This window comes from Sorangium sp. So ce128, from assembly GCF_051525245.1.
Lineage (GTDB): Bacteria > Myxococcota_A > Polyangia > Polyangiales > Polyangiaceae > Sorangium > Sorangium cellulosum_B.
Genome location: NZ_CP150313.1, coordinates 2,520,742 through 2,545,199 on the forward strand (window position 1 = coordinate 2,520,742; position 24,458 = coordinate 2,545,199).

19 protein-coding genes are annotated in these 24,458 nt (G+C 68.3%); 16 read left to right on the forward strand and 3 right to left on the reverse strand.

What is annotated here, in order from left to right; translation table 11 throughout:
* Positions 1-89 precede the first annotated feature (89 nt).
* Entirely contained in the window at positions 90-842 is a 753-nt protein-coding gene (locus WME82_RS09835; protein WP_437745215.1) for a metallophosphoesterase family protein, read from the reverse strand.
* A 125-nt stretch (positions 843-967) separates the two neighbouring features.
* Here WME82_RS09835 and glnE point away from each other — a divergent pair, with 125 nt between their 5' ends.
* The 4 genes from glnE to WME82_RS09855 all read left to right on the forward strand — a co-directional run bounded on the left by glnE (position 968) and on the right by WME82_RS09855 (position 7,510).
* A complete protein-coding gene (gene glnE / locus WME82_RS09840) occupies positions 968-4,129 on the forward strand; it encodes a bifunctional [glutamate--ammonia ligase]-adenylyl-L-tyrosine phosphorylase/[glutamate--ammonia-ligase] adenylyltransferase (protein ID WP_438042604.1) in 3,162 nt (1,053 codons plus the stop codon).
* A 48-nt stretch (positions 4,130-4,177) separates the two neighbouring features.
* The gene (locus tag WME82_RS09845) at positions 4,178-4,720 is read left to right on the forward strand and encodes a hypothetical protein (protein ID WP_437745217.1); all 543 of its coding nucleotides are present in this window, start codon (positions 4,178-4,180) and stop codon (positions 4,718-4,720) included.
* A gap of 446 nt (positions 4,721-5,166) precedes the next feature.
* On the forward strand, positions 5,167-6,570 hold the full coding sequence (locus WME82_RS09850; protein WP_438042605.1) for a carboxypeptidase-like regulatory domain-containing protein: 1,404 nt from the start codon (positions 5,167-5,169) through the stop codon (positions 6,568-6,570).
* 718 nt (positions 6,571-7,288) lie between these two features.
* Positions 7,289-7,510: a hypothetical protein gene (locus WME82_RS09855; protein WP_438042606.1), complete on the forward strand. Its 222-nt coding sequence runs from the start codon at positions 7,289-7,291 to the stop codon at positions 7,508-7,510.
* 270 nt (positions 7,511-7,780) lie between these two features.
* On the opposite strand, the gene WME82_RS09860 is transcribed toward WME82_RS09855, so the two are convergent.
* A complete protein-coding gene (locus tag WME82_RS09860) occupies positions 7,781-8,281 on the reverse strand; it encodes a hypothetical protein (protein ID WP_438042607.1) in 501 nt (166 codons plus the stop codon).
* Positions 8,282-8,689: 408 nt separating this feature from the next.
* A complete protein-coding gene (locus tag WME82_RS09865) occupies positions 8,690-9,970 on the reverse strand; it encodes a hypothetical protein (protein WP_438042608.1) in 1,281 nt (426 codons plus the stop codon).
* A 189-nt stretch (positions 9,971-10,159) separates the two neighbouring features.
* On the opposite strand from WME82_RS09865, the gene WME82_RS09870 reads away from it, so the two are divergent.
* The 12 genes from WME82_RS09870 to WME82_RS09925 all read left to right on the forward strand — a co-directional run bounded on the left by WME82_RS09870 (position 10,160) and on the right by WME82_RS09925 (position 24,438).
* Complete coding sequence (locus WME82_RS09870; RefSeq protein WP_044964401.1) at positions 10,160-11,269, forward strand: DUF444 family protein; 1,110 nt, start codon at positions 10,160-10,162, stop codon at positions 11,267-11,269.
* 6 nt (positions 11,270-11,275) lie between these two features.
* Entirely contained in the window at positions 11,276-12,838 is a 1,563-nt protein-coding gene (locus tag WME82_RS09875; RefSeq protein WP_437870062.1) for a SpoVR family protein, read from the forward strand.
* The gene (locus WME82_RS09880) at positions 12,835-14,043 is read left to right on the forward strand and encodes a tetratricopeptide repeat protein (protein WP_438042609.1); all 1,209 of its coding nucleotides are present in this window, start codon (positions 12,835-12,837) and stop codon (positions 14,041-14,043) included. Before WME82_RS09875 ends, WME82_RS09880 begins: the two co-directional genes overlap by 4 nt.
* Positions 14,044-15,077: 1,034 nt before the next feature.
* Positions 15,078-15,635, forward strand: coding sequence for a hypothetical protein (locus WME82_RS09885; protein ID WP_437534412.1), 558 nt, complete (start codon positions 15,078-15,080; stop codon positions 15,633-15,635).
* Positions 15,636-15,706: 71 nt separating this feature from the next.
* Positions 15,707-16,870, forward strand: a complete 1,164-nt coding sequence (locus WME82_RS09890; RefSeq protein WP_437745225.1) for a methyltransferase domain-containing protein — start codon at positions 15,707-15,709, stop codon at positions 16,868-16,870.
* An 82-nt stretch (positions 16,871-16,952) separates the two neighbouring features.
* On the forward strand, positions 16,953-19,337 hold the full coding sequence (locus WME82_RS09895; protein ID WP_438042610.1) for a PP2C family protein-serine/threonine phosphatase: 2,385 nt from the start codon (positions 16,953-16,955) through the stop codon (positions 19,335-19,337).
* Positions 19,338-19,361: 24 nt separating this feature from the next.
* Positions 19,362-20,279: a slr1658 superfamily regulator gene (locus WME82_RS09900; protein ID WP_012234413.1), complete on the forward strand. Its 918-nt coding sequence runs from the start codon at positions 19,362-19,364 to the stop codon at positions 20,277-20,279.
* Between the two features lie 48 nt (positions 20,280-20,327).
* Positions 20,328-21,317: a PP2C family protein-serine/threonine phosphatase gene (locus WME82_RS09905; RefSeq protein ID WP_437745227.1), complete on the forward strand. Its 990-nt coding sequence runs from the start codon at positions 20,328-20,330 to the stop codon at positions 21,315-21,317.
* Positions 21,317-21,808, forward strand: coding sequence for an ATP-binding protein (locus WME82_RS09910; protein WP_231864758.1), 492 nt, complete (start codon positions 21,317-21,319; stop codon positions 21,806-21,808). The genes WME82_RS09905 and WME82_RS09910 overlap by 1 nt, the downstream gene beginning before the upstream one ends.
* A gap of 34 nt (positions 21,809-21,842) precedes the next feature.
* Positions 21,843-22,253, forward strand: a complete 411-nt coding sequence (locus tag WME82_RS09915; RefSeq protein ID WP_012234416.1) for a hypothetical protein — start codon at positions 21,843-21,845, stop codon at positions 22,251-22,253.
* Between the two features lie 34 nt (positions 22,254-22,287).
* On the forward strand, positions 22,288-23,646 hold the full coding sequence (locus WME82_RS09920; protein ID WP_438042611.1) for an STAS domain-containing protein: 1,359 nt from the start codon (positions 22,288-22,290) through the stop codon (positions 23,644-23,646).
* A 303-nt stretch (positions 23,647-23,949) separates the two neighbouring features.
* A complete protein-coding gene (locus WME82_RS09925) occupies positions 23,950-24,438 on the forward strand; it encodes a MarR family winged helix-turn-helix transcriptional regulator (RefSeq protein WP_437551312.1) in 489 nt (162 codons plus the stop codon).
* Positions 24,439-24,458: the final 20 nt, after the last annotated feature.

Consider the following 24,458-nt stretch of genomic DNA (forward strand, 5'->3'; position numbering starts at 1 on the left):
GTGACGGAGCGTCGCGCGTTTCGCGCGGATCGAGCGTTTCCCACCCCTTGCGCGCGCTCCCGACGGAGCGCTCCCGCGCACCTGCGCGCTCACGCAGCCCTGCCGAGCGGCACCACGAGCTGCTCGACCCAGAGCTCGCCCGCTCGGAGCTCGACGAACGTCGCGTCGGCGTGCCCCGTGCCATACGCGGAGACGGCACCGCTCCGCACAAACTCGCCAAGCTCGCCAGGAGCGCGCGCACCGACACGCACGTGATCGACGGTGCCCCGCACGTCGCCCCGCAGCGAGCACGGCGCTTCACCCACCGAGCCGACGTTGATGATGCGCACGCCGCCCACCATCCGATCGAACGGGACGTGGGAGCCACCACAGATCACGACATCCGCCGGATCGTCGCCGAGCAGGGAGAGCACCTCCTCATCGGTCATGTCGTGAGAGATCGGCTCGAGCGGATCCGCCGGGGAGCCGTGGACCAGGACGAGCTCGCCGCCGTCCTCGAGCGGCAGGCGGTACGTCGGGGCGAGCCGCGCCAGCCGCGCAAGGATCAGCTCGCCGAGCTCGGTGCGCGTCTGGGACAGGCGATCGAGCCGCGCTCGCTCGTGCTCGCTCCGCGCCCTGACCTTGTCGAGGTCCAGCGTCGCCAGGGCGCGATCCGATACGCCCTGTACGCAAACCGCCTTGGCCTGGGTGAGCCGGCGCCACGTCTCGAGCGGCTTCGGGCCGGGAAAGCAGAGATCTCCGGCGACCAGGAGCTGGGTGTACCCTCGGCGCTCGGCCGTGGCCAGGACCGCCGCGAGCGCGTCGGCGTGGCCGTGAATATCCGAGACGCAGAGCAATCGCACCCGGCGAGCATAGGATCTGAGAGCGACGCCGCCAAGGCGCGAGGTGGGGCCAGGTCGCGATAAACCGGCGGTCGGGCCCTGCGGAACCGCCGTTCACGCCCCCACGGTCTTGCTAGCCTCCCGCCATGCAACAGGTCTCGAGGCTCCTGGAGATCGCGAGCGCGATCGATGAGCAACGCGTGAAGGACCGCGCCGAGCGGCTGTCGTCTCGGCTTCGTCCCGGGACGATGGCCTTCGCCATCGCGGCGCTCCTGACGGCCGCCTACCCCGCGATCGGCGCGATCATCGAGGCGAATCCGGACATCGTGGAGCGGCTCGCGGCGGAAGGCCACCAGACGGCGCGCGATCGCGCCACGTACCTGGCGCGGATCCGGAGCCGCGTCGGCGACGTCTCGGACACGGACCGCGTCCGGCGGGAGCTCCGGCGCGTGGCGCGCGAGGAGCGGATCCGCGTCGCGCTGCGCGAGCTGCTCCCGCCGTCGGCGGGCGGCGCGGACATCGACGTCACCGCGCGCGAGCTCACCGCGCTCGCCGAGGCCACGATCGAGGTCGCGCTCGCCGAGGCCGTCTCCGCCGTGACCGCGCGGTTCGGAGAGCCGCGCACCGCGACCGGCGCGCGCTCGAAGTTCGTCGTGCTCGGGATGGGGAAGCTCGGCGGCGACGAGCTCAACGCGGGCTCCGACGTGGATCTGATCTACCTCTACGACACGGACGACGGCCACGTGGGCCTGCCCGGCGACCGCGCCGTCTCGGTCACCCTGCACGACTTCTGGGCCCGCGTCGCGCGCCGCCTCACGTCGACGCTCGAGGAGGTCACGGAGGACGGCTTCGTCTGGCGCGTGGATCTCCGGCTCCGCCCCGAGGGCCGGAGCGGTCCGCTCGTCAACTCCCTGGCCGCGGCCGAGCGCTACTACGAGTCGTTCGGCCGCCTCTGGGAGCGCGCCGCGCTGCTCCGCGCCCGCGAGATCGCCGGCGATCTCGACTTTGGCGCCGAGGCGCTCGAGGTGCTCGGCCCGTTCGTGTGGCGGCGCCAGGTCGATCCGCAGCTCGCCGTCGACATGATCGAGCTCGTCGATCGCGCTCGCGCGGAGCTCCCGCACGACGCGTCGCGCGACCTCAAGCTCGGCCCGGGAGGGATCCGCGAGGCGGAGTTCTTCGTGCAAGCCCTGCAGCTCATCTGGGGCGGGCGCGAGCCCCGCGCGCGCGCGCAGGGCATGCTCGACGGCCTGCGGCGCCTGCGCACCCTGGGGTACGTGACCGACCGGGAGGGGCGGGAGCTCGTGGAGGGCTACCTCGCGCTCCGGCGCGCGGAGCACGCGGTGCAGTCCGCGACCGGCGTGCAGACGCACCTCCTCCCCGACAGCGATGCGGAGATCACGCGCCTCGCGCGGACGCTGCGCTTCGAGGACGCCGCGGCGTTCCTGGCCGACACCGCGCAGCGCCGGGGGCGCATCAAGGCCCGGCTCCTGTCGCTCCTGCCGAAGGGGAGCGCCCGGCCGTCGCGGTGGATCGACGCGATGGCCGCGCTCGACCACGGCGATCGCGACGCGTTCGCCGAGGCGCTGGCGAAGCACGCCGTGCTCGTCCTCGGCGGCGAGCCGGCGGCCGCCGCCGACGGCGCCGCGCCCGGGCTCGCCGCGCCGCCGGAGCCGCACGCCTCGCTGACGGCGCGCTTCCGCGACGTCGCCGACGATCTCTTCGAGCTGTCCCGCCACCCGGACGGCCTGCTCGGGGCGCGCAGCCGCGAGGCGTCCTCGTCCCTCGCGGAGACGCTGCTCGCCGCGGTGGTCGACGCCGCCGATCCGGAGCAGGCCGCGCGCTTCCTCCGGCTGTGCTTCTCCCGCATCAGGCACTCCTCCGTCTACGCGCGCATGCTCGGCGACGAGCCGCGCGCGCTCCGCAGGCTCGTCGAGGCGCTCGGGTCGAGCGCGTTCATCGGCGACGCCATGGTGAGGTACCCCGAGCTCGTCGACGCCGTCCTGTTCGCGCGCGGCGCGCCGAGCGCCGAGCTGATCCGACACACGATCGAGGCCAGCCTCAGCGAGGCGTCGCCGGACGAGGATCCGGAGGAGGCGCTCATCGGGGCGCTCCGGCGCGCCAAGGCGCGCGTCACCATCGAGGTCGGCCTCGCCGATCTGAGCGGCGAGGTCGGCACGCGCGAGGCGACGCTCGCGCTCTCGGATCTGGCCGACGCGTCGCTAGAGGCCGCGACGCGCTTCGCGCTGGGGACGCCGCCGGGCGAGCCCGTGCGAGGGCTCGCCGTGATCGCGATGGGCAAGCTCGGCGGACGCGAGATCGGCTACGGCTCGGATCTGGACGTCTTTTTCCTGTTCGACCCGGCGTGCGCGCCGCCCGGCGAGCAGGGGGCAGCGTCCGACCCCGGCACGTACTACGGGCGGCGCGCGCGGCAGATCATCCGGCTCATCTCCATGTCGCACGCGGCGGGCCCAGGCTACGAGCTCGACACGCGCCTGCGCCCGTCGGGCAGCCAGGGGCTGCTCGTCACGTCCGCCGACTCGTTCGCTCGCTACCACGGCATCCGCCGCGCCGACGCGGCTTCCCCGGCGCCCGCGGAGCCGGAGTCGTCGCCGGGCGCGCGGCACATGCGCGCGGCGATCTGGGAGCGGCTCGCGCTGATCCGGGCGCGCGCGTCGGCCGGCGATCCCGAGCTCGGGGCGGAGGCGATCGCCATCGCGCACGAGGCCGCGTACCTCCAGGCGGACGACTTCGATCGGATCGCCGACGAGATCCACCGGCTCCGGCTGCGCATGGAGCGCGAGCTCTCGCACGAGCGCCGCGGCCGCCGCGACTTCAAGCTCGGGCGGGGCGGCCTCGCGGACATCGAGTTCGCGGTGCAGCTCCTGCAGATCCGGCACGGCGCCGATCCGCGCGTCAGGACCACCGAGACGCTCGCGGCGATCGACGCGCTCGCCGCGGCCGGACACCTCTCGGCCGAGCACGCCGAGACGTTCCGGGACGGCCACGCGTTCCTGCGCAAGCTGGAGCAGCGGATCCGCATCGTGCACGCGGACGCGTCGCAGCTCCTCGAGGAGGACGCGCCCGGGGTGCCGACCCTCGCGCGTCGGACGGGCATCCGGGGCCGCACCGCGGCCGAGGCCGCGCGCGAGCTGCTCGCGCGCTACGGCGCGATCACCGAGCGCGTACGCCGGGCGTACGCGGCCATCGTCGCGGGCGGCGCGGCGCCTCTCGGTGAGGCGAGCGAGGCGCGAGAGGCGAACACGGCGAGCGCGGGGGAATCGGGGGAGCCGGGCGAAGACGAGCGCTGACGGTTGCCGTTGACCCTTGTCGGACGCGGTGGAATGCCAGGCGTTCCGATGACCACCCAGAGCGAGCAGAGCGCACGCCCGTCCGTCGGGCACCGTCATGTCACCGGGACGACCTCCCTCGACAGCCTCGTCGGCGCGCACCCGGGTGCGCTGAGGCAGTTCTACGAGGCAGGGAAGCCGGCGGATCCGGCGGAGCTCGGCGATCTGCCGCGAGGGCGCCTGCTCGCTCTGCAGCCGACGGCCGGGATCCACCTGGCGACGCGCCCGCTGATCACGGCGCTCGCGTCGCGCTGGATGCCCTGGAAAGGGAACGAGTTCGACCATGGCGGCAACTCCGGCACGAACGTGGTCTTCGGGAGCCGGATCTGCCGCTTTAAGGCGCAGCTGATCCCGTCGGAGCTCGACGGCGAGCCGACGCTCGCGCTGACGTATGGCGAGAAGGCGTTCGGCAATCCCTGGCCGGTGAGCGCGGTCAAGGACGAGCTGCGGACCGTGGAGGCCGGGCTCGCGATCGGGCCGATGCTGCTGAAGTGGCACGAGCGGTGGCACGCCGTGCTCTGGTTCGGGCTGACCCGCGTCGATCCGCAGTAATCGGCCGGACCGGCCCGAAGTAGGCTCAGGCGAGCCGGAGGCGCGAGCGTCGCTCGTCGCGGGACCTCGCTCGCGGCGCAATTGCGCAAAGCGCGTCGCCAGAGAGAAACGCGCTCGTCACGAATCATCGATCCGTCAATCCTTCTTGTCATTGCGTCACGCACCATGTCGGACGCACGGAGATTCACTGTCCAGGCCGTCCGACCGCGCGACACGCATGTCCTTCGCGGACGCGGTAGTCAGAGGTATCAGGGCTCGCCCTAATAACCCATCGCTCCATTCCTGCTCTTTGCTGGACATACTTCCCGATTTCTACAGTCTGGCATACGATAGAGACTGGGCGGCAGCAGAGCACCTTTGCTCGCGTCGCCGGGAGGCTCGAAATGGTGACTTGGTCGGGCAAGGCGGGAGTCTTGATGGCTGCGATCGCTGTAGCACCGGGCGTCATGGCTGGCTGCTCCTGCGGAGATACCGGGGGCACGGCGCCTGTAGCATCCGGCGGCGCGGGGCCTGGCGGTGGGGGTGGAATTGGCGGTGGATTTGGCGGTGGCTTCGGCGGCTTCCCGGCGATCGCCAGCGGGGGCGGTGTCGGAGGCGAAGGCGACTGCGAGGGCCTCGAATGCCAGCAGGTCGAATGCGAGAACGGGGCGAAGACCACGGTGAGCGGCACCGTGTACGACCCCTCGGGCAAACTGCCGCTCTACAACGTGATCGTCTACGTCCCCAATGCGCCGCTTGAGCCCATCCCCGACGGTGCGACCTGCGATCAGTGCAGCGCGACGCTCTCCGGCTCACCCCTCGTGACGGCGCTGACCGATACGGAAGGAAAGTTCGTCCTGGAGGACGTGCCGGTCGGCGAGAACATCCCGCTCGTCGTGCAGGTGGGCAAATGGCGCCGCGAGATGACGCTCCCCGTGGTCGAGCGATGCGAGGACACCGAGACGGACGCCGGGATCATCCGGTTGCCGCGCAACCAATCGGAGGGACACATCCCGAAGATCGCGCTCACGACGGGCGGCGCCGATCCGCTCGAGTGCTTGCTGCACAAACTCGGGATCGATGAGAGCGAGTTCACGCCGGAGACCGGGACCGGGCGGATCAACCTGTTCGCCGGCCGCGGGGACGTCGATCACGAGGTGACGACGCGGTATGCGGATCGCCTGAATCAAGGCGTGGAGTTCACGCCGGCCACGAGCCTCTGGGGGACCGTCGACGCCCTGAGCCAGTACGACATGGTGATCCTCGCCTGCGAGGGCGACCCGTACGTGGAAGACAAACCCGGGCCCGCGCGCCAGGCCATGTTCGATTATACCTCGCTCGGCGGGCGCGTGTTCGCGTCCCACTGGCACAACGTCTGGCTGAAGCGGGGGCCGGCGCCGTTCCCGGACACGGCGGTCTGGGACAACGACGTCACGGACCCGGAGAGCCCTCTCACGGCGCTCGTGGACACCACGCTCCCGAAGGGGCAAGCCCTCGCGGAGTGGCTCGTCAATGTCGGCGCGTCGGACGTGCCCGGCGAGATCGTGATCAACGGCGCGCAGCATACGGTGAGCGACGTGACCGAGGACATCTCGACCCGGTGGATCTATTACAACGAGCCCGAGCCGGCCGGGGTCCAGTACTTCACATTCAACACGCCCGTCGACGTCCCAGAAGATCAGCAGTGCGGGCGTCTCGTATTCACGGACATCCATGTCTCTGCGGCGGACCTCACGGGCCCGCCCTTCCCGGAGGGGTGCTCCACGGAGGAGCTGAGCGCTCAGGAGAAGGCGCTGCTCTTCATGCTGTTCGACCTGTCGTCCTGCATCGTGCCCGACGACGAGCCGCCGCCGATCCCCATCCCGCAGTGACCCGCCTCGCTCGCGTCCACCGCGCCGCCGGCGCCCGCGCGCCGGCTCCGGAGCCCCGCCGGCGCTGAAGGACGCATGTCGGTATTCTCCTGAACTACGTCGTCTCCATCCCGAGCTGCCCCGCAAACGATCCTTGATGATGGGCGGAGAGCGTCCTCTCCGCTCGATCCGGCGAGCGCCGCGGGCCATCGGGGTTCGCCTTCGTTCCTCTCCGGGATGTCCTGTTGCTATCCGCCTCGCCTGATCGCGGGAGACCACGAGCCGGGGAGCCTCTGGGCTACATCGCCCGCGCCGACGACGGGACACGCTGCCGCGCTGCGCAGCCATCTCGCCGCGCTGCGCTCCGCGTACGCCTCGGAGATATCGATTGAGCAGACGGAGGCGTACGAAGACGACAATCATGACGACAGCCGAGACAAGACGCTGTCGCGGTGGGAAGCACCACGCAGATACGGAATGTCATCCATGCATGGTCCGGGGATCCTGCTAGGATGAATCTCGCCCGCAGTGCGGGGTTACATCCGGAGCGTGGGTCGCTGGTCTTCGGCTCGGCAGAAGGAACATTCCTACGATGGTCCAGCATCGCCCTAAGCCAGCGGCTGCATGTCGGACCATCGAGCGTTGGCTTCGCGAGGGCGGTCGTGCTCCGCGGTTGCGCGGGGCGTCGCAGGAGACGGGGCGCACGGAGGCGCTTCCGCTGCAGGGCGAGATGGGGGGGATGCGCGGGGTGATGGAGGGCGATGAAGTTCAGGTCTGTCCTGCGCCGCCGCCGCCGTCCTCGCGCCGGTACCTGTTCAGCCGGCGCGGCGACGCGGGCTGCCCGCTCTGCGCGCGGCGCGCGCGGTCGACGATGCCAGGCCTCGGCGGGGCGCCGTATCCCTTCCTGGCCGCCACCTGGGTGGTCCTCATGGTCGGCGAGCCCTTGCCGTCACCGCCCTGATCGCGCGCGGGCGTGGCGTCGTGCGCGTCAGCCGCGCTGCAGCGCACGACGCTGCGCTCCGGGAGCGTTCGTCGCCAGCGCGGCGGAGCGGGCGCGCGCCCACCTCTCCCGTTGGCCGCGAAGGTGGCTGGCGTGCCGCTGCGCCCGGAGGTGGGGGCCTCGCGCGGAGGCTCGACGGCCGAGCATCTGCCGGCGCCCTCTTGGGATGGGATGTGATGGGAAAGGTGCGACTGGGCGCTCCGCGGCGAGCGGCGCGCCCGACGCTGCAGCTCAGCTGGCCGCCGACCGCTTGCCGGCGGTCGCGCGCTTCTGCCCCGCCCTCTGCGCGCCCGGCTGCGCCGCCTTGGTTCGCCGCGCGGCTCCGCGTCCGACGCGGGCGCTGGCCGACGGCTTCCTCATCGCTGCTGCGCGCTGCGGCGCCGCGCGCTTCGCGCCCGCGGCGCGCGTCGTCTTGCGCCCGCCGGCCGGCGTCGCGCCCGCGGCGCGCGTCGTCTTGCGCCCGCCGGCCGGCGTTGCGCCGGCCGCGCTCCGGCCGCGCCCCGCCGCGCTACCGGTGGCGGTCCGCTTCCTCGTCGTGGCCGCCCTCTTGGCCGCGCCGCTCTGCTGCCGGCTCGTCTGTCCGGCGGTCGCCTTCCTCGGCGCGCTGCTGGTCTTCTTCTTCTCCGCCGCCGCGGTGCTCCGCGCCGTGCCCGGCCGCGCCGCGGCGCTCGCTCCTGCCTTGCTCGCTCCCTTCTTCGCCCGGGTCACCCGCCGGGTCGGCGCAGCGGCCATCCGTGCGCCGGCAGCGGACTTCGTCCGCCTGCGCGGAGCCTTCCGACCCGCCTCGCCCTGGGATATCGCGGGCGCAGCTTGCTCGCGCTCGCCGCTCTGGACCCGCTTCCTCTGCTTGGACGTATCCTTTGATGTCTCGCCTCTCGGCATTGCGCCCTCCCCCCGAGCTCTCTCGACATGAGCTCGCTCGTGGACTCATGGTGCCACAGCCTTCCCTCTTTCCCGGTCGGAAAGTCGGCGGGAAGCACCGGAATCGAAATCAGGATCCGCTGTAGCCAACCCCGGCGGAAGCGCCTATTGCGCGTCAGGCGCTCGGCAAATCCGCGCTCCAGACCCGCGGGCGCGGCGAGCCGCACGCCCGCGTGAGACCCGCTCCCCTCGCGCCGCCATCGCGCCCCACGCCGCGCGTCAGAAGCAGGTGCCGCCGCCGCAGCTCCTGCCCACGCAGCGCAGCAGCTGCAACGTCTCCGGGCTGTGGATGCACTGGAACCCGCAGACGGCGGGGCCGCTGCCCTCGTCGAGGCAGCCGAAGAAGCACGCGACGTCGTCCGCGCAGGTGGGGCTGAGCAGGCACTGGCTCAGCTGCGCGCAGCAGCGCTCGGCCACGCATCCTCCGCAGCCCGTCCCGTCCGATGGGCAAGCGGGGCCGCCGCAGAGGCCGTTCTGGCAGCTGCCGTTGCAGCACTCGCCGGAGTCCGCGCACGGCTGGCCGTCGCGCGCGCCCGGGGGCCGGCAGACGCCGTCCTCGCACGCGCCGCTGCAGCACGCCTCGCCGGACGCGCAGCGGCTGCCGTCTGCGGCGCACTCGACGCAGACCAGCCCGCAGAGCCTGGGGACCTCGCCGACGCAGATCTCGTCCCAGCTGGTGGTGCAGCAGAACGGGTCGAACCGGCAGAGCTCGGCCGCGCACCCGCCGCAGTCCGCGGCGAGCGGCGCGCCGATCTCGCAGGGCGCGTGCGAGCACGCCGCGCCCCCGCACACGCCCTGCGCGCAGACGCCGGAGCAGCACGCGTCGGCCGAGCCGCACGCGACCCCGTCCGAGCTGCACCCGCCGCAGATGCCCGCGTTGCAGCGCCCGGTGCAGCAGTCCACGCTCTGGTCGCACACGGAGCCGTCGGGCGCGCACGCCTCGGCGCAGACGCCCGCGACGCAGGCGCCGCTGCAGCACGCGTCGCCCGCGCTGCAGCGCGCGCCGTTCGGGATGCACGGCGCGCGACATGCGCCCTCCACGCAGCTCAGCGAGCAGCACTGTCCCGCGGACCCGCACGCGCTCCCGTCCCGGAAGCAGCCCCGTCCGCAGGCCCCGCCCATGCAGACCCCGGCGCAGCACGCCGCCGCGCTCTGGCATGGCGCCCCGTCGGCCGAGCAGCCCTGCCCGCAGAGCCCGCCGGTGCACAGGCCGGCGCAGCAGTCGCCCGGGGCGGCGCACGGCGCGCCGTCCCGCGCGCAGCTGTCGCCGCCGCAGATCCCCTGCGCGCACGCGGCGCTGCAACAGTCCGCCGCGCCCTGGCAGGGGAGCCCGTCCTCCCGGCACACCGGCGGGTCCGGGGGCGGCGCGTCGGGGGCGCCCCCTGCGCCCGCGAGATCGGGCAGCCCGACGAGCTGCTCTCGGGAGCCGCACCCGAGGGCCAGCGCCGCGAGGACCACGAGCACGAGGAACACGAGGAGGGAGCGCGCTCGGAAAAGCACGGCGCGGAGGCTAACACGGGGGGCAGTTCACGACGGGCGGGCGTGGCGGTGGGGCAACGGCGAGGACGTGGGGAAGTGGAGATGGAGATGTCGAACGGAAGCGGGGAAGCGGCGCCGCCGCGGCGGGAGACCTCGGCGGCCCGCCGAACGTGCGGACCCGAGGCGGCTTCCGATGCTACACTCGCGAGCGTGTCGTTGAAGATCGACCAGGATCACGGGCGCTTCCGTCAGATCGTTCGCGGCCGCATCCGCGAGAACCTGCGCAAGTACATCTCGCAGGGCGAGCTCATCGGACGAAAGGGGAAGGACCTCGTCTCGATTCCCATCCCTCAGATCGACATCCCGCGCTTCCGCTTCGGCGACAAGCAACGCGGCGGCGTGGGGCAGGGCGACGGCAACCCCGGCGATCCCGTGGGGGGCTCGGACGACAAGCAGCCCGGCCAGGGGCAGGCGGGCAGCGGCGAGGGGGACCACCTCCTCGAGGTCGACGTCACGCTCGAGGAGCTCGCCGGCATCCTCGGCGAGGAGCTCGAGCTGCCCGACATCCAGGACAAGGGCAAGAGCAAGATCTCGAACGCCCACGATCGCTACTCCGGCATCCGCAGGGTGGGCCCCGAGTCGCTGCGCCACTTCAAGCGGACGTACCGCGAGGCGCTGAAGCGGATGATCTCGAGCGGGACGTTCCGCCCGTCGGCGCCCGTCGTCGTCCCCGTCCCGGACGACAAGCGGTACCGCTCGTGGAAGACGATCACCGAGCCCGTCGCGAACGCGGTCATCATCTACATGATGGACGTCTCCGGGTCGATGGGCGACGAGCAGAAGGAGATCGTGCGCATCGAGTCGTTCTGGATCGATGCGTGGCTGACCCGCCAGTACAAGGGCCTCGAGTCGCGCTTCATCATCCACGACGCGATCGCCCGCGAGGTCGACCGGGACACGTTCTTCCACACGCGCGAGTCCGGCGGCACGATGATCTCGAGCGCCTACAAGCTGTGCTCGCAGATCATCGACAACGACTACCCGCCGGACGAGTGGAACATCTATCCGTTCCACTTCTCCGATGGCGACAACTGGTCGATGGACGACACGCTCTCCTGCGTGGACGTGCTCAAGACCCAGATCCTGCCGCGGGTCAACATGTTCGCCTACGGGCAGGTCGAGAGCCCGTACGGCTCGGGCCAGTTCATCAAGGATCTGAAAGAACACTTCTCGCAGGACGATCGGGTGGTGGTGAGCGAGATCAGGGACAAGGACGCCATCGTGGGCAGCATCAAGGATTTCCTGGGGAAGGGGAAGTAGAGCGGTATGAGCAAGTTCGCCCTGAACACCGCGCTTCCCCGCTACCTGCGCACCGAGAAGGAGCGCATCGAGAAGATCGCCCGGGACTACGGGCTCGACTTCTTCCCCGTCATCTTCGAGATGCTGACGTACGACCAGATGAACGAGATCGCCGCGTACGGCGGCTTCCCGAGCCGCTACCCGCACTGGCGGTTCGGCATGGAGTACGAGCAGCTCTCGAAGAGCTACGAGTATGGCCTCTCGAAGATCTACGAGATGGTCATCAACAACAACCCTTCGTACGCCTACCTCCTCGAGGGCAACTCGCTCACCGACCAGAAGCTCGTCATGGCGCACGTGTACGCGCACGTCGACTTCTTCAAGAACAACTTCTGCTTCCGGTCCACCGATCTCGACCATCGCGGCCCGATCCTCGACCCGGTGCGGAAGAGCGAGGCCTACGATCCGGACCGCAAGTGGATCGACAAGATGGCGAACCACGGCGCGCGCGTGTCGCGGCACATCGAGCGCTATGGCATCAACAAGGTCGAGGCGTTCGTCGACCACTGCCTCTCGCTCGAGAACCTGATCGACCCGTGGGCCCCCTTCAGCGGCCGTCCTGTGGCCAAGGAGGACGAGGAGCCCACGGAGGAGCCGATGGACACCTACAAGCTCCGGGCCAAGGAGTACATGGACTCCTTCATCAACCCGGAGGAGATCCTCGCGGCGCAGCGGAAGAAGCGGCAGGACCAGAAGAAGCCGGAGCGCAAGGTGCCGGAGCGCCCGGAGCGCGACGTGCTCAAGTTCCTGCTTGACCACGCGCCGCTCGATCGGTGGGAGCGCGACGTGCTCGAGATCATCCGCGAGGAGACCTACTACTTCGTCCCCCAGCGCCAGACGAAGATCATGAACGAGGGGTGGGCCTCGTACTGGCACTCGAAGATGATGACCGAGAAGGTCCTCGATGCGTCGGAGATCATCGATTACGCCGAGAACAACGCCGGTGTCATGGCGACGGCGCCGGGGCGCTTCAACCCCTACAAGGTCGGCGTGGAGCTCTATCGCTACATCGAGGAGCGATGGAACAAGGGCCGCTTCGGCCGCGAGTGGGAGGAGTGCGCGGACCTCGACGCGAAGCGCACCTGGGACATGCGGCTCGGCCTCGGCCGCGAGAAGATCTTCCAGGTGCGCGCGCTCTACAACGACGTGACCTTCATCGACGAGTTCCTGACGCCGGAGTTCGTGATCGAGCAGAAGATGTACACGTTCGGCTTCTCGGGGCGGAACGACAGGTTCGAGATCGAGAGCCGCGAGTTCAAGGAGGTGAAGGAGAAGCTCCTCTTCCAGCTGACGAACTTCGGCGACCCGTACATCCGTGTCGTCGACGCCAACTACGGCAACCGGGGAGAGCTCCTGCTCGAGCACGTGCACGGCGGCTTCGACCTCCGCGCCGACTACGCGCGCGAGACGCTCGTGGCGCTCGTCCGGTGCTGGAAGCGGCCGGTCGGCGTGGCGACGAAGATGGATAACAAGCCTGTGCTGCTCCGGTACGACGGCAAGGAGCACGCGATGACCCCGTACAAGCTGTGAGCGCCTGCGGAGCGATCCGCCGGCTCGGCGTCCTGCTCGCGCTCGCCGGCTGCGCCCCGGCGGCGCCAGCGTCGCGCTCGCCGGCGCCGCGACCATCGACGGAGGCCCCTGCGCCGCCTTCCCGGCTCGATCCGACGGAGAACGCGGCGCCCGCGCCGCCTCCAGGGAGTGGCGCTGCCCCGGGCGAGCCGGTCGGCTCGGGCGTCCCGCTCGACGCGCCGTCCACCAGCGAGGCAGCGGCGGCGAGCCCTCCTCCGCGCGTCGCGCGCGGCACCGGCACGCCGGCGGACAGGAAGCTCGAAGAGGGCGACGCCGCCTATGCGAGCGGCGATTTCGCCGCTGCCGAGAGGGCCTATCGCGCGGCCGCGCAGCTCGACAAGAAGGACGCGGCGGCGATCGTCGGCGCCCAGCGCGCGGCGATCGCCAGGGCAGGCGTGTCCACCGACTACAACGGGGCGCCGGGCGACCGGACGCTGCTCGCCGCGCTCCCTGAGCTGAAGCGTGCGGTGACGCTCGAGCCTGACCACGCGCTCGCGCACCTCGAGCTCGGCCGCACACTCCTTGTCCTCGGCCGGGCCGACGCGGCGCTCGGTGAGCTGACACGTGCCGCGGAGCTCGCCCCGAGCGACGCCGAGGCGCACTCCGCGCTCGGCGTCGCGCACCTCGCGCTCGGCAACCTGCAAGACGCTGTCCGTGAGCTGACGCGGGCGGCGGAGCTCGCCCCCGGGGACGCGGAGCGGCAGGCGAACCTCGGGACAGCGCTCTTGGCCGCGGGGAGGACGGCCGACGCGATCCGCGCTTACGAGCGCGCCGCGAGGCTCTCGCCGGCGGACGCGCGCCTGCAGAACGACCTCGGGACGGCGCTCCTCGCCGCGAACGATCCCGCGCGCGCCGTTCCGCACCTCGAGGCGGCTGTGGCGCGCGACCCGGCGCGCGCCACCTACCGATCGAACCTCGGGTATGCGTACCACCTCCGCGGCGACCTGCAGAAGGCGACCGCGCTCTACCGCGAGGCGCTCAAGCTCGACGACAAGCTCGGGAGCGCCTGGATCAACCTGGGCAACGCCCTTGCGCAGTCGGGCCAGCTGAAGGACGCGCGCGCAGCGTACGAGAAGGCGCGCGCCGTCGATCCCACGGATCCGCGCGTGAAGGCGGTGATGGACGAGCTCGACGCCATCGAGCGGCGCGGCGCTCCGCCGCGGTGACGCCGGGCGCCGGTCGCGTGCGCCACAGCGGCGCTGCGCGGCGCGGGCCAGCGGTCAGGCGCGCGCTGCGTGCCGCGCTCGGGAGGCGGCGCGCTGCCGCGCCGGACAGCGCGACGGTGAACACACGCGGCCTGCATGGATGATTGTCAAGCTCAATCGTTGCGATGTCCGACCTCGCGCGTTTTTGGGCCGCTCGCGCCGCTCGCGGCGAAGGTGAGGGCGCTCGGTCGAGCGGCGCCCAGCTGCGGGACGAGGGCTGCGGGACCATCGATGTTGCGAAGCGCTCCCGGACGCCTGACGACACCCGGCGCCAGCCGCGAGCGCTCGCCCGGCGTGGGGCTCGTCGCGGCGCTGCCTCGAGACGCCGACTCCCGCGCGAGAGGGCCGCATACCGAATCCGCGCCCGAGAGACGCACTCGGCTCCGGCGCGCGATGGGCCACGTGGTAGGTGGGCGCACGGATCTCCTCGCACTCCCGCGGCGACTCGCTGGACCACACGATGCCTGAGCGCACCTCCGCCGCGCGCAGGAAGGGGTTGACAGCAGCGACGCACTTTCGATTACCTCTCTTCTGCTGCTCCAAATGGTCTGATGGTCAACGACTGTGCGCCCCGCCGAGGCGAGCGGGGAGCACATGTGTAGCGAATTACAAATGGCGCCGCCGGCGCGGGTGCTCTGTGGACAAAATGTCTGCCTGTCGTGGTGACCCACGAACATCGCGTGCTGAGGCAAGCGGAGCCCGTTTCACCCGGATATGCGCGCAACGACCGAACGGAGCCGTCGGCCAGCAGCCGGCGCCCTACATCGGTTCACCTGGTCATGAGACCAGTGATCTTCGATAAATGCGAGCTGTATTACAGAAAGTTTGCCGCGCGGTGGCATGCCTGGTGCAACCGCCCGGGCGGTCGCTGACGTTTCTGCCGCGTGAAGGCCCGGATGGCGCTCGCTGGAAACCTCGCGATGCACTCGACGGGGCACCCCGAACCCGGGTAACCTCGTTCGTGCCTCACTTGTCAACCAACCCCCGAGGCTTTGATGTCCGTTTCCAAGCAGGCCGACATAGCTCCGACCTTGCGACCGCCGCCCGCGTTACCGGCGGACGGCATGGTCATTTCCGCGAACTTCTCGGTCGGTGGCTTCAGTAAACGGTGGAACCACTGTCATCAGCTAGCCAATTTCCTCGCGAGGTACGCGAGCGCCAATGAGGATGACCCCGAGCGCCACGCGACCTTGCTCTCGACGTTCTTCAACGAATTGCTGGAAGCGATATACCGGAATCACGGCTCCACCGGCGAGATCAAGATGCGGTTCCGCAAGAAGCAGAACCATATCCTCGTCGAGGCGGAGGTCCCGATCAACGAGCAGAGCGCCAAGTTCTACAACCACGCCGTCCAGCTGGCCAATCAGCCGGACCCGATGGCCTGGTATCGAGAGCAGCTCGAGCACGACGTTCCGGATGATGACGCTCAGGCGCTCGGGCTGCTCGAACTCGCGGTCGTCTACGGCTCGAAGCTCAGTATCTCCGAACCCACGAGCGGGGACTGGCTCCTTCTGGCGATTCAGTTCCCGTTCACTGAGGTAGAAGAACTATGACAGCTCCGATCGGTCGCGAATCCGCCGTACCGCCCTCGTCTGCGAGCGGCCTGCCTTCGTGGCGCTCGCAGGTGACCTTCAGCATGCGCGTCGACCAGACCGACCAGGAGGTTGCGCTCTCGGGCATGCTGCGGCCGTTCGGTGCCGATCAGATGAGGGCCATCCGCGGCACGCTGGAGACCGCGGCCAAGAACGCGAGCGGCGAGCTCTGCCTGGACTTCAAGCGGCTCAAGTACATGAACAACGTGGCATTCCTGGAGATCAACAGGTTTGTCCGTTGGGCTGTCGAGGCGCGTCCCAACCTCAAGATCAGGCTGATCATCTCCAGCGTCATCCCCTGGGCGATCCGCAAGTTTCAGGTCATCGCGGAGATCTACTCGAGCGTCTCCGTCGAGATCTACGACGTCGCGTTCTACCCGAGCCAGGGAATGCTCGAAGATGCCGAGTTCATCGACGTCCTCCGCCTCCAGGAGCGCATCATCTGGGAGCACGAGAAGACGGGGCTGATGAACCACGGCCTCTACCCGGGGATGAAGATCGCCGATATCGCGTGCGGCTTCGGCGACTTCGCGATCTTGCTCCAGAAGGAGTTCAAGCCGGAGCACGTCACCGGGGTCGATCACTCCCGGCCCGCGCTCCGCTACGCGCAGGACCACATACGGCGGCTCGGGCTGGAGAACGTCGAGTATCAGTACGGGGACGCCGCGGCGCTGCTCCTGCCGGACAACTCGTTCGACTTCGTGTCTTGCCGTCTGTCTCTCCAGGTCTTTCCGCAGCCCGAGCGCATCATGCAGGAGCTCTACCGCATCTGCAAGCCGGGCGGCCGGATCTACATCACGAACGAGCTCCTGTCGTGCGCGTACGGCTATCCGGAGCAGGACCTCATCCGTGCGACCTACAAGCGGTTCGTCGAGCTCGGCAGGTCGATCGGGATGGATCTCGATACGGGGATAAAGACGCGGCAGATCCTGGGGGAGGCCGGCCTCGAGGACATCCGCGTCAACCTGATCGACATCAACAACATGAACACGGACTGCTTCGACTTCGCGCGCGTCGTCGAGTGCTGGATCTCGGTGACCGCCAACATGGCCCGGACCGCCGGCGCCCCGCCGGACTACCACGCCGAGCTGAGCACCGGGCTGCGCGCTCACATGGCGGCCATCACGCACCCGCACGGCCTCGCCTCGTGGCCGATCTACGCCGGCTCGGGCCGCAAGCCGATGCGGGTCATGTGAGGGGAGGCCGGGTCGTCATGCTCCGCCGCGTCGTGATGCCGATCGAGTGGCCCAGGGCCGTGCCGTTAGGAGATTGCCAGCCGTGAGCGTTCAACCTCGGAACTCTGGCGAACAGCGGCCTCAAAGCCTGCTCTTCAGGTTCAGGAAGTTCAGCACCAAGATCATCTTCGTGACGGGCGTGAGCGTCCTGCTCGGTGCCGTGTGGAACGTCGTCGTCGGGCGGCAAGGCATCCACCGGCTGAGCAGCGAGGCCGCCGCGGAGATCGAGGCCGGCCTCAACTCGGCGAACCGCGAGTACCTCACCAATCACCTGGAGGACAAGGCCACTCACGTCAACCTCAGGCTCGGCGAGGCGTACAGGGACCTCCAGACCCTCGCCGGCGTCTTGCAGACCGTGATCGATCGCGAGGAGGACGTCGCCCCGTTCCTGCGGACGGCCGCCGACTTCCCGTATTTCCGCGATCAGATGAAGTTCAACCCGAAGGGGAACTGGTACCAGAACGATCCGAGCGAGCCGAGCGTCGTCAGCGTCTGGGGCTACCTGGGGAAGGACGGGACGATCCTGCCCGAGGTCCAGCGGGCCGTCAACGAGACCGCGTTTCTGGATCTCATCCTGCCCTCGTTCGGCAAGTACGGCGCCGACAAGCTTCAGATCTATTACATCGGTCCTGAGGACAAGCCGTATGTGCGGCTGACGCCGTACACCGACATGGCGTCGACCTTCGACAAGCTGTATCCGGGGCACAACGACCAGGGGTGGTACAAGTTCTTCTTCCCCGGCATCGCCGAGAGCTGGAACGAGTGGGCGAAGGACCCCGCCGGGCTGGGCGCGCACCCGGATCAGACCACGGTCACGGCGCCGTACGACGACGCGGCGGGCGGCGGCATCGTGATGACGGCGTTCCACCCGCTCTGGGCGAAGGACCGCAAGACGTTCGTGGGATCCGTCGGGCTCGATCTCACGCTCGCGCAGCTCATCGCGTCGATCAAGGACGTCAAGCTGGCCACCGCGGGCTTCGCCTTCCTGGCGCAGGCGGACGGGAACGTCTTCGCGGTCAACGAGCTCGGCGCAAAGACGCTGCGGCTGCGCACGGACGCGGGCGCCGGCCAGAACTCCGGCGTCGGCATGCTGCAGCGGTTCTTCAAGGACAGCGAGGACTCGGGGGTGTCTGGCATCGTCCTTCCGAACGATGATAAAGTCGACTACCGGGAGATGGTGATATCGGGCGAGACGTACATCATCGCCCTCCAGCGGCTCGCGCCGGTGAACGGCTGGGCCGGGCCGGACGCGCGCGTGGCCAAGGAGCGGTGGACGATGGGCTTCGTCGTCCCGAAGAAGGAGATGTACGCCTCGCTCCTCGCGGCGCAGAAGAGCATCGAGAAGAGCAGGACGGTGATCGTCGGGACCCAGGTCCTCATCACGATCGCCTCGTTCCTCGTGCTCATGCTGGGTGTCTACCTGATCTCCCGCAAGATGACGGGCGCCCTGGTCGCGCTCTCGACCGGCGCGACGCGGATGCGCGAGGGCGATTACGGCGTTCGCATCGACGTGAACTCCGCGGACGAGATCGGGCAGCTCGGCGTCGCGTTCAACGAGATGGCGAGCGAGATCGAGGCCTACACGAACAACCTCGAAGAGCTCGTCGGCGAGCGGACGAGGGCCCTCGAGAAGGCGAACGAGGAGATCAGCGAGCTGAACGCGAAGCTCGCCCAGGAGAACATCCGGCTCGGCGCCGAGCTGAACGTCGCGCGGCAGCTCCAGCTCATGGTGCTCCCCGCGCCGAGCGAGCTCCAGGAGATCCCGGGCCTCGACATCGCGGGCTACATGGCCCCTGCCGACGAGGTCGGCGGGGACTACTACGACGTGCTCCGGAGCGACGGGCTCGTCAAGATCGGCATCGGCGACGTCACCGGCCACGGGCTGGAGAGCGGCGTGCTGATGCTCATGGTCCAGACGGCCGTCCGGACGCTGCTCGCGGCCAACGAGCGGGATCCGAAGAAGTTCCTGAGCATCGTCAACAAGGTCATCTACCAGAACATCCAGCGCATCCGGTCGGACAAGAACCTGTCCTTGACGCTGCTCGACTACAGCGACGGCGGGCTCCAGCTCACCGGCCAGCACGAGGATCTGATCATCGTCCGGAAGGACGGGACCCTCGATCGTGTCGAGACCATGGGGCTCGGGTTGCCGATAGGCATCGACCTGGATATCAGCGATTTCATCGGTAGCATCGAGGTGAAGCTGGAGCCCGGGGACGTCGTGACGCTCTTCAGCGACGGCATCACCGAGGCGGAGGACTCTTCAGAGGAACAGTACGGAATCGACCGTCTGTGTCAGGTGATCTCACGAAACCACGAAAGAACCTCGCGGGAGATCAAGGACGCTATCATCGAGGACGTCTTGGCGCACGTAGGCTACAACAAAATCCATGATGACATCACTGTACTTGTCATTAAGAGGGTATGAGCAAGGGGGAGACTGGGCATTACCATGAGCGAAATCATCGGCGTCTACTCTTTAGACGATTCGTTCAGCGAACACATGTCGCTGACGTTGTACCCCGACTCGTTCGCGGTGAGATGGAGCCTTTGTAACCTGACGGCCAATTTCATGGCCGAGTACTTCGGCGAGCTCTTTCCGGAGATAGACGGCGAGGACAGGCTCATCAGCCGAGACGAGGTCTCAGGCGCCATCGGGTACGTTCTGAACGAACTGGTTGAGAACGCCGTCAAGTTCAATCAGCACGGTGACATCACCGTGACCGTGGGTATCGGGCGTGAGGATCTGGTGTGTCTCGTCAGCAACCAGATCACGAACGCCGCCGTCCCCTCGCTTCGTGAGAAGCTCCTAGAGCTCACACAGGAGGACCCTGGGGAGCTCCTGCGTCGACAGGCGGAGGCGAACGCCGAGGACGCGGAGAACGCCGGGTCGGGGCTCGGGTATCTCATCATCATGAATGATTACGGTGTCAGTCTTGGTTGGAAGCTGGATCCGATCTCGGTCAACAGCTTCAGCATCAAGACGATGGCCAGGATTCCTATTTTGAATGAAAGGTCGAGAATGGAAATCAAGGGTGGTAACTATCGGGTTTGGTACGATCCCTCTGAGGTGGTGGTGTACCTGGAAGGAATCCTTCGTCTTGGCGGCACCACCGAGTACGCCCCCATCGAGGAGCTGCTCGACAAGGTCCTGGCCACGAACCCTCCCACCATCACACTCGACGTCAGGGCGCTGAACTTCCTGAACAGCTCAGGGATCAACGTCCTCTACAAGTTCGCGATCGCCACCCGGAAGAAGGGTGAGCTCCAGCTCATCGTCCGCGGGTCGAAGTCCATCCCGTGGCAGGGGAAGTCGCTGCCCAACCTCAAGAAGTTCAATCAGAACTTCGAGATGATACTCTGTGATTGAGATCGGATGGGTTCTTCCGTCCAACCCGAATCGCGTCCAGGTCGAGCCATGACTGCACCCAAGGACATCAGCTCGATGCACTCCAGAGGCTTCCTGCAGAAGCAGAGCAATCTGGATGCCATCAGGGCGATCGTGAAGGAGCGGCAAGCGTGGAACACGTTGCTCCGCGAGGAGGGGAACTTCACAGACTTCATGGAGCGCTGCAACGCGCTGCTGGAGTACGTCGACAAGCTGAAGCTCGACTTCGACGACCTCTCCCTGGTGCACGAGGCGATCCTGGAACACGCGACCAGCATCGAGAACGAGCTCGAAGGGTACAACCGGGCCATCGACGACGACCTCGCGGTGGCGCGGCAGGTCCAGCGCGCCCTGCTTCCGGAGGCGAGCGGGGCCATCGCCTCGTCCTTCGACATGGCCATCTTCCACAAGCAGCTCGCCCAGGTCGGAGGAGACTACTACGACTTCTTCTACCTTCCCGGCGAGCGCCACGCGATAGGGGTTTACGATATCTCAGGGCACGGAGTATCGTCGGCGCTCATCATGGCGTTTCTGAAGGCGCAGTTCGCCCACGCTACCAAGCGGCTAGATAGCCCTGGGGCGATCGTGGACTGGGTGAACCGGAGCGCTTACTCGTTCCTGCGGGAGGTTCGCCGGTACGCGACGGTGAACTTTGTCATGTTTACTGACCGATTCCTCCGCTACGTCTCGGGCGGAGGGTACGGGCTCCTGGTCCGTCGCGGCACGCCTCGCTCGTTCAACCGGGTGAGCAACTTTATCGGTCTGCGCATCAAGCCATTTCACGAGTTCGAGCTGCCGTTCGAGGAGGATGACGTCCTCGCCTTGTACACAGACGGGATGTTCGAGGCCCAGGACGCGAGCGGGGAGATATATTCCGTGCAACGTCTCAACGAAATCGTCGTCAAGCACAGCGAGGAACCGGTGCAGGTGATCCTCGACCGGTGCATCGAGGACTACACGCGGTTCCGGGTGGCGGACGCCGACGACATCACACTGATCATCCTGCGAAGGTGCGCCTGATGAAGCCCGAGAAGAATCATTCGCAGACGTCGGTCGGTGCATCGATATATATCTCTCCGATCGATCACATCACGGGCGACGTGGCCGGCCTGCTTGCGAACTTTTTGGACGCGCTTCTGGTGAGGTTCTATCCCAGACGGATCTGCCAGAAGGTCAACGTGGTGGTCACGGAGCTGGTCACCAACGTGCTCCAGCACGGGACCGAGCGTGAGAGCGAGGTGCGGCTCGATCTGAGCATCGATCCGGATCGATTGCTCATCAAGGTATCCAACCGCGTTACGCCGGAAGAGTACCGGACCGTCAAGGCGGTATTCGACGAGATCTTCGCCGCGGAGGACCCGAGAGAGCTCTTTGCCAGGACGGTGCGCGAGCGGCGCAACGATCGACGCAGGGGCGGTCTAGGGCTCATTCGGTTGACCGCCGAGAACAAATTCCATCTCTCGACGCAGTACGTCGATGGAATCCTCGTCGTCCAGGCTACTTTCCCTTGAAAAGGCTGCGTATGTTTTTCACGAAAGGTCGCGTATGAAGGCTCTCAGCTATGGCGAAATCACGGATGGCGGGCTGAGCGTCTTTCAGTCGGTCGCCCGGCTCGATGACGACAACCGCCTCGTTTTGACCTTCGAGGGCGCTATCCGGATCGACAACCCGTACCGGTACCTGTCGAGCTACCTGGACGAGCTGGCTCGAGTCCTCCCGCAGCACCCGATCACGTCCACGGTGATGGATTTCGTGAAGATGCGGTTCTGCAACTCGAACGGCTTCTACGTCATCATGGATATCGTGGACGCCGTGTACAACCTGGTGCCCGGCCGGGTGACCGTGCGGCGGATCCTCGACGATGACTGGCAGCACGAGACGCTGCCCATCCTGCTCAACCTGAACGAGGAGCACGTGGCCGCGCGGACGACGTTCGAGGACGTCAAGGAGACCTAGGCGTGGGGGTGTGGGCTGGGGAAGGCGACCGGCGATGGACACACCTGCGAACGAAGCGGACGTAGAGAGGTTCTTCGCTGTCTGTCCCGATCCGCTGTGTGTTCTGCGGAGCGATGGATCGTTCCTGCGCGTGAGCGGCGCCTGGGAGCGGACGCTCGGCCTGGGGACCGAGGATCTCGTCGGCCGGAGCCTCCTCGATCTCGTGCACCAGGACGACGTCGTCGCGACCAGGGAGCAGATGGATCGGCTCCTCCAGGGGCCCGTCACGCTCGGGCTGGAGAACCGGTGCAGGAGCAGGAGCGGCCTCTACGTCTGGCTGTCGTGGTCGATGCTCTCGGTGCCGAGCGAAGGGCTCGTGTACGGGTGGGCGCGCAACGTGGGCAAGCAGAAGCGCCTCGAGCGGGCGCTGATGCAGCGGATCGAGACGAAGATGCTGGTCGCGTCGATCTCGGCCCATTTCATCAACGTGAAGCTTTCGGACGTCGACCGCGGCTTCCACTCGGCGCTCGCGGAGCTCGGCAAGGCGCTGCGCGCCGACAGGACGAGCCTTTTCCTCCTCGCGGAGGACGGGCGGCGGTTCCTGAACACGCACGAGTGGTGCGCCGACGGGGTGCCGTCGCTGCGCGCGGAGCGGGGAGTCGTGTCCAGGGACGTGTATCCGTGGCTCGTCGAGCGGCTGTTCCGCCTCGAGGTGTGCGACGTGCCGCGCGTGGCCGACCTGCCGGATGAGGCAGCGAGCGAGCGGCGGGCCTTCGCGGAGCTCGGGATCGCCTCGCTCGTCCGGATGCCTGCAGCGTACGCGGGGCGGCTCGTGGGCGTCGTGGGGCTCGACGCGGTGCGATCCACCCGCGCGTGGGACAAGAGCGTCCGGGCGCTGCTCCAGGTCATCGGCGAGATGTTCGCGATCACGCTGGAGCGCATGCGCGCCGAGGAGTCGCTGCGCGAGGTGGTCGAGCAGCAGGAGTCGATGCGCGCGGTGATCTCGCGGCAGGAGTCCGCGATCGAGACGCTGTCGACGCCGATCATCCAGGTCTGGGACAGCGTGCTCGTGCTGCCCCTCGTCGGCAGCATCGATCGCCACCGGGCGACAGAGATCACGGAGAAGCTGCTGCGCACGATCGTCGAGACGAAGTCGCGCTACGCGATCGTCGAGGTGACGGGGGTCGAAGAGGTCGACTCCACGACGGCGCAGCACCTCATCAGCATGCTCCAGACGATCGAGCTGCTCGGCGCGCAAGGGGTCGTGGCCGGAGTCCAGCCGCAGGTGGCGCAGACGGCCTCGTCGCTCGGTGTCGAGCTCTCGTCCGTCCAGGTGCATCGGGACCTCCAGGAGGCGCTGAGGTGGTGCATCCGGGAGCTCCGGGCAGACCGGGGGTCAGAGAAGCGGCGGTAGATCCGACGTCGCGCCGCGTTCTCCTACATCCGAACGTTTACGTGGACGTTTACGTGGTCGTGGTCGTGGTCGTGGTCGTTCACGGCCTATCGTTGACGACCACGACCACGACCACGTAAACGTCCACGACCACGACCACGTAAACGTCCACGTTGGTGACCGATGGTGGGGGCGGGCTTCGGTGACCGGACGAGCTTGGTTAACGCCGATGCGCCGGGGGGTGGGGCAGCGCCCGCTCGGTCGGAGGGGGGCGCGGGAGCTTGACGCACCCCCGGGGAGCGAATATTTCGTACACGAAGCATCGTGACAGCGACCCTGCCGCCGCCCGAGAGGCCGGAGATCGACGCCATCGTGGAGATGATCATCTATCTCTACACGGAGTCGCGCAGGCTCACGAAGGGCATGGCGAGCGGATTCGGCCTCACCGGGCCACAGCTCACCATCCTCAAGCTGCTCGAGTCGTTCCAGGATCTGTCGCTGTCCACGCTGTCGGAGCGCATCCGGGCGCAGAACAGCACGGTGACCGGGATAGTCGATCGCATGGAACGAGAGGGGCTCGTCCGCCGCGAACGCTCGAAGGCCGACCGGCGCGTCGTCCACATCCGGCTCAGCGAGAAGGGGGCGCGGCTCGCCCGCGAGATCCAGGTCGAACCGATGGAGATCTTCCGGAGCGCGCTGCTGAGCTTGAGCTCGACCGATCTGCGCGATCTGCTCCGGATCCTGACGAAGCTGCAGAAACAGGTGGTCTCGCGGGTCGGACAGAGCCGGACAGAAGAAGAGCGACGGCGCTGAGGACGCGAAAGGGAGGCAGG

Excerpts from the sequence above, each read along its gene's own strand:
- glnE (WP_438042604.1), top strand. The coding sequence starts at position 968 with ATGCAACAGGTCTCGAGGCTCCTGGAGATCGCGAGCGCGATCGATGAG.
- WME82_RS09845 (WP_437745217.1), top strand. The coding sequence starts at position 4,178 with ATGACCACCCAGAGCGAGCAGAGCGCACGCCCGTCCGTCGGGCACCGT.
- WME82_RS09850 (WP_438042605.1), top strand. The coding sequence starts at position 5,167 with ATGGCTGGCTGCTCCTGCGGAGATACCGGGGGCACGGCGCCTGTAGCA.
- WME82_RS09855 (WP_438042606.1), top strand. The coding sequence starts at position 7,289 with ATGCGCGGGGTGATGGAGGGCGATGAAGTTCAGGTCTGTCCTGCGCCG.
- WME82_RS09860 (WP_438042607.1), bottom strand. The coding sequence starts at position 8,281 with ATGGCCGCTGCGCCGACCCGGCGGGTGACCCGGGCGAAGAAGGGAGCG.
- WME82_RS09875 (WP_437870062.1), top strand. The coding sequence starts at position 11,276 with ATGAGCAAGTTCGCCCTGAACACCGCGCTTCCCCGCTACCTGCGCACC.
- WME82_RS09885 (WP_437534412.1), top strand. The coding sequence starts at position 15,078 with ATGTCCGTTTCCAAGCAGGCCGACATAGCTCCGACCTTGCGACCGCCG.
- WME82_RS09900 (WP_012234413.1), top strand. The coding sequence starts at position 19,362 with ATGAGCGAAATCATCGGCGTCTACTCTTTAGACGATTCGTTCAGCGAA.
- WME82_RS09905 (WP_437745227.1), top strand. The coding sequence starts at position 20,328 with ATGACTGCACCCAAGGACATCAGCTCGATGCACTCCAGAGGCTTCCTG.
- WME82_RS09910 (WP_231864758.1), top strand. The coding sequence starts at position 21,317 with ATGAAGCCCGAGAAGAATCATTCGCAGACGTCGGTCGGTGCATCGATA.
- WME82_RS09915 (WP_012234416.1), top strand. The coding sequence starts at position 21,843 with ATGAAGGCTCTCAGCTATGGCGAAATCACGGATGGCGGGCTGAGCGTC.
- WME82_RS09920 (WP_438042611.1), top strand. The coding sequence starts at position 22,288 with ATGGACACACCTGCGAACGAAGCGGACGTAGAGAGGTTCTTCGCTGTC.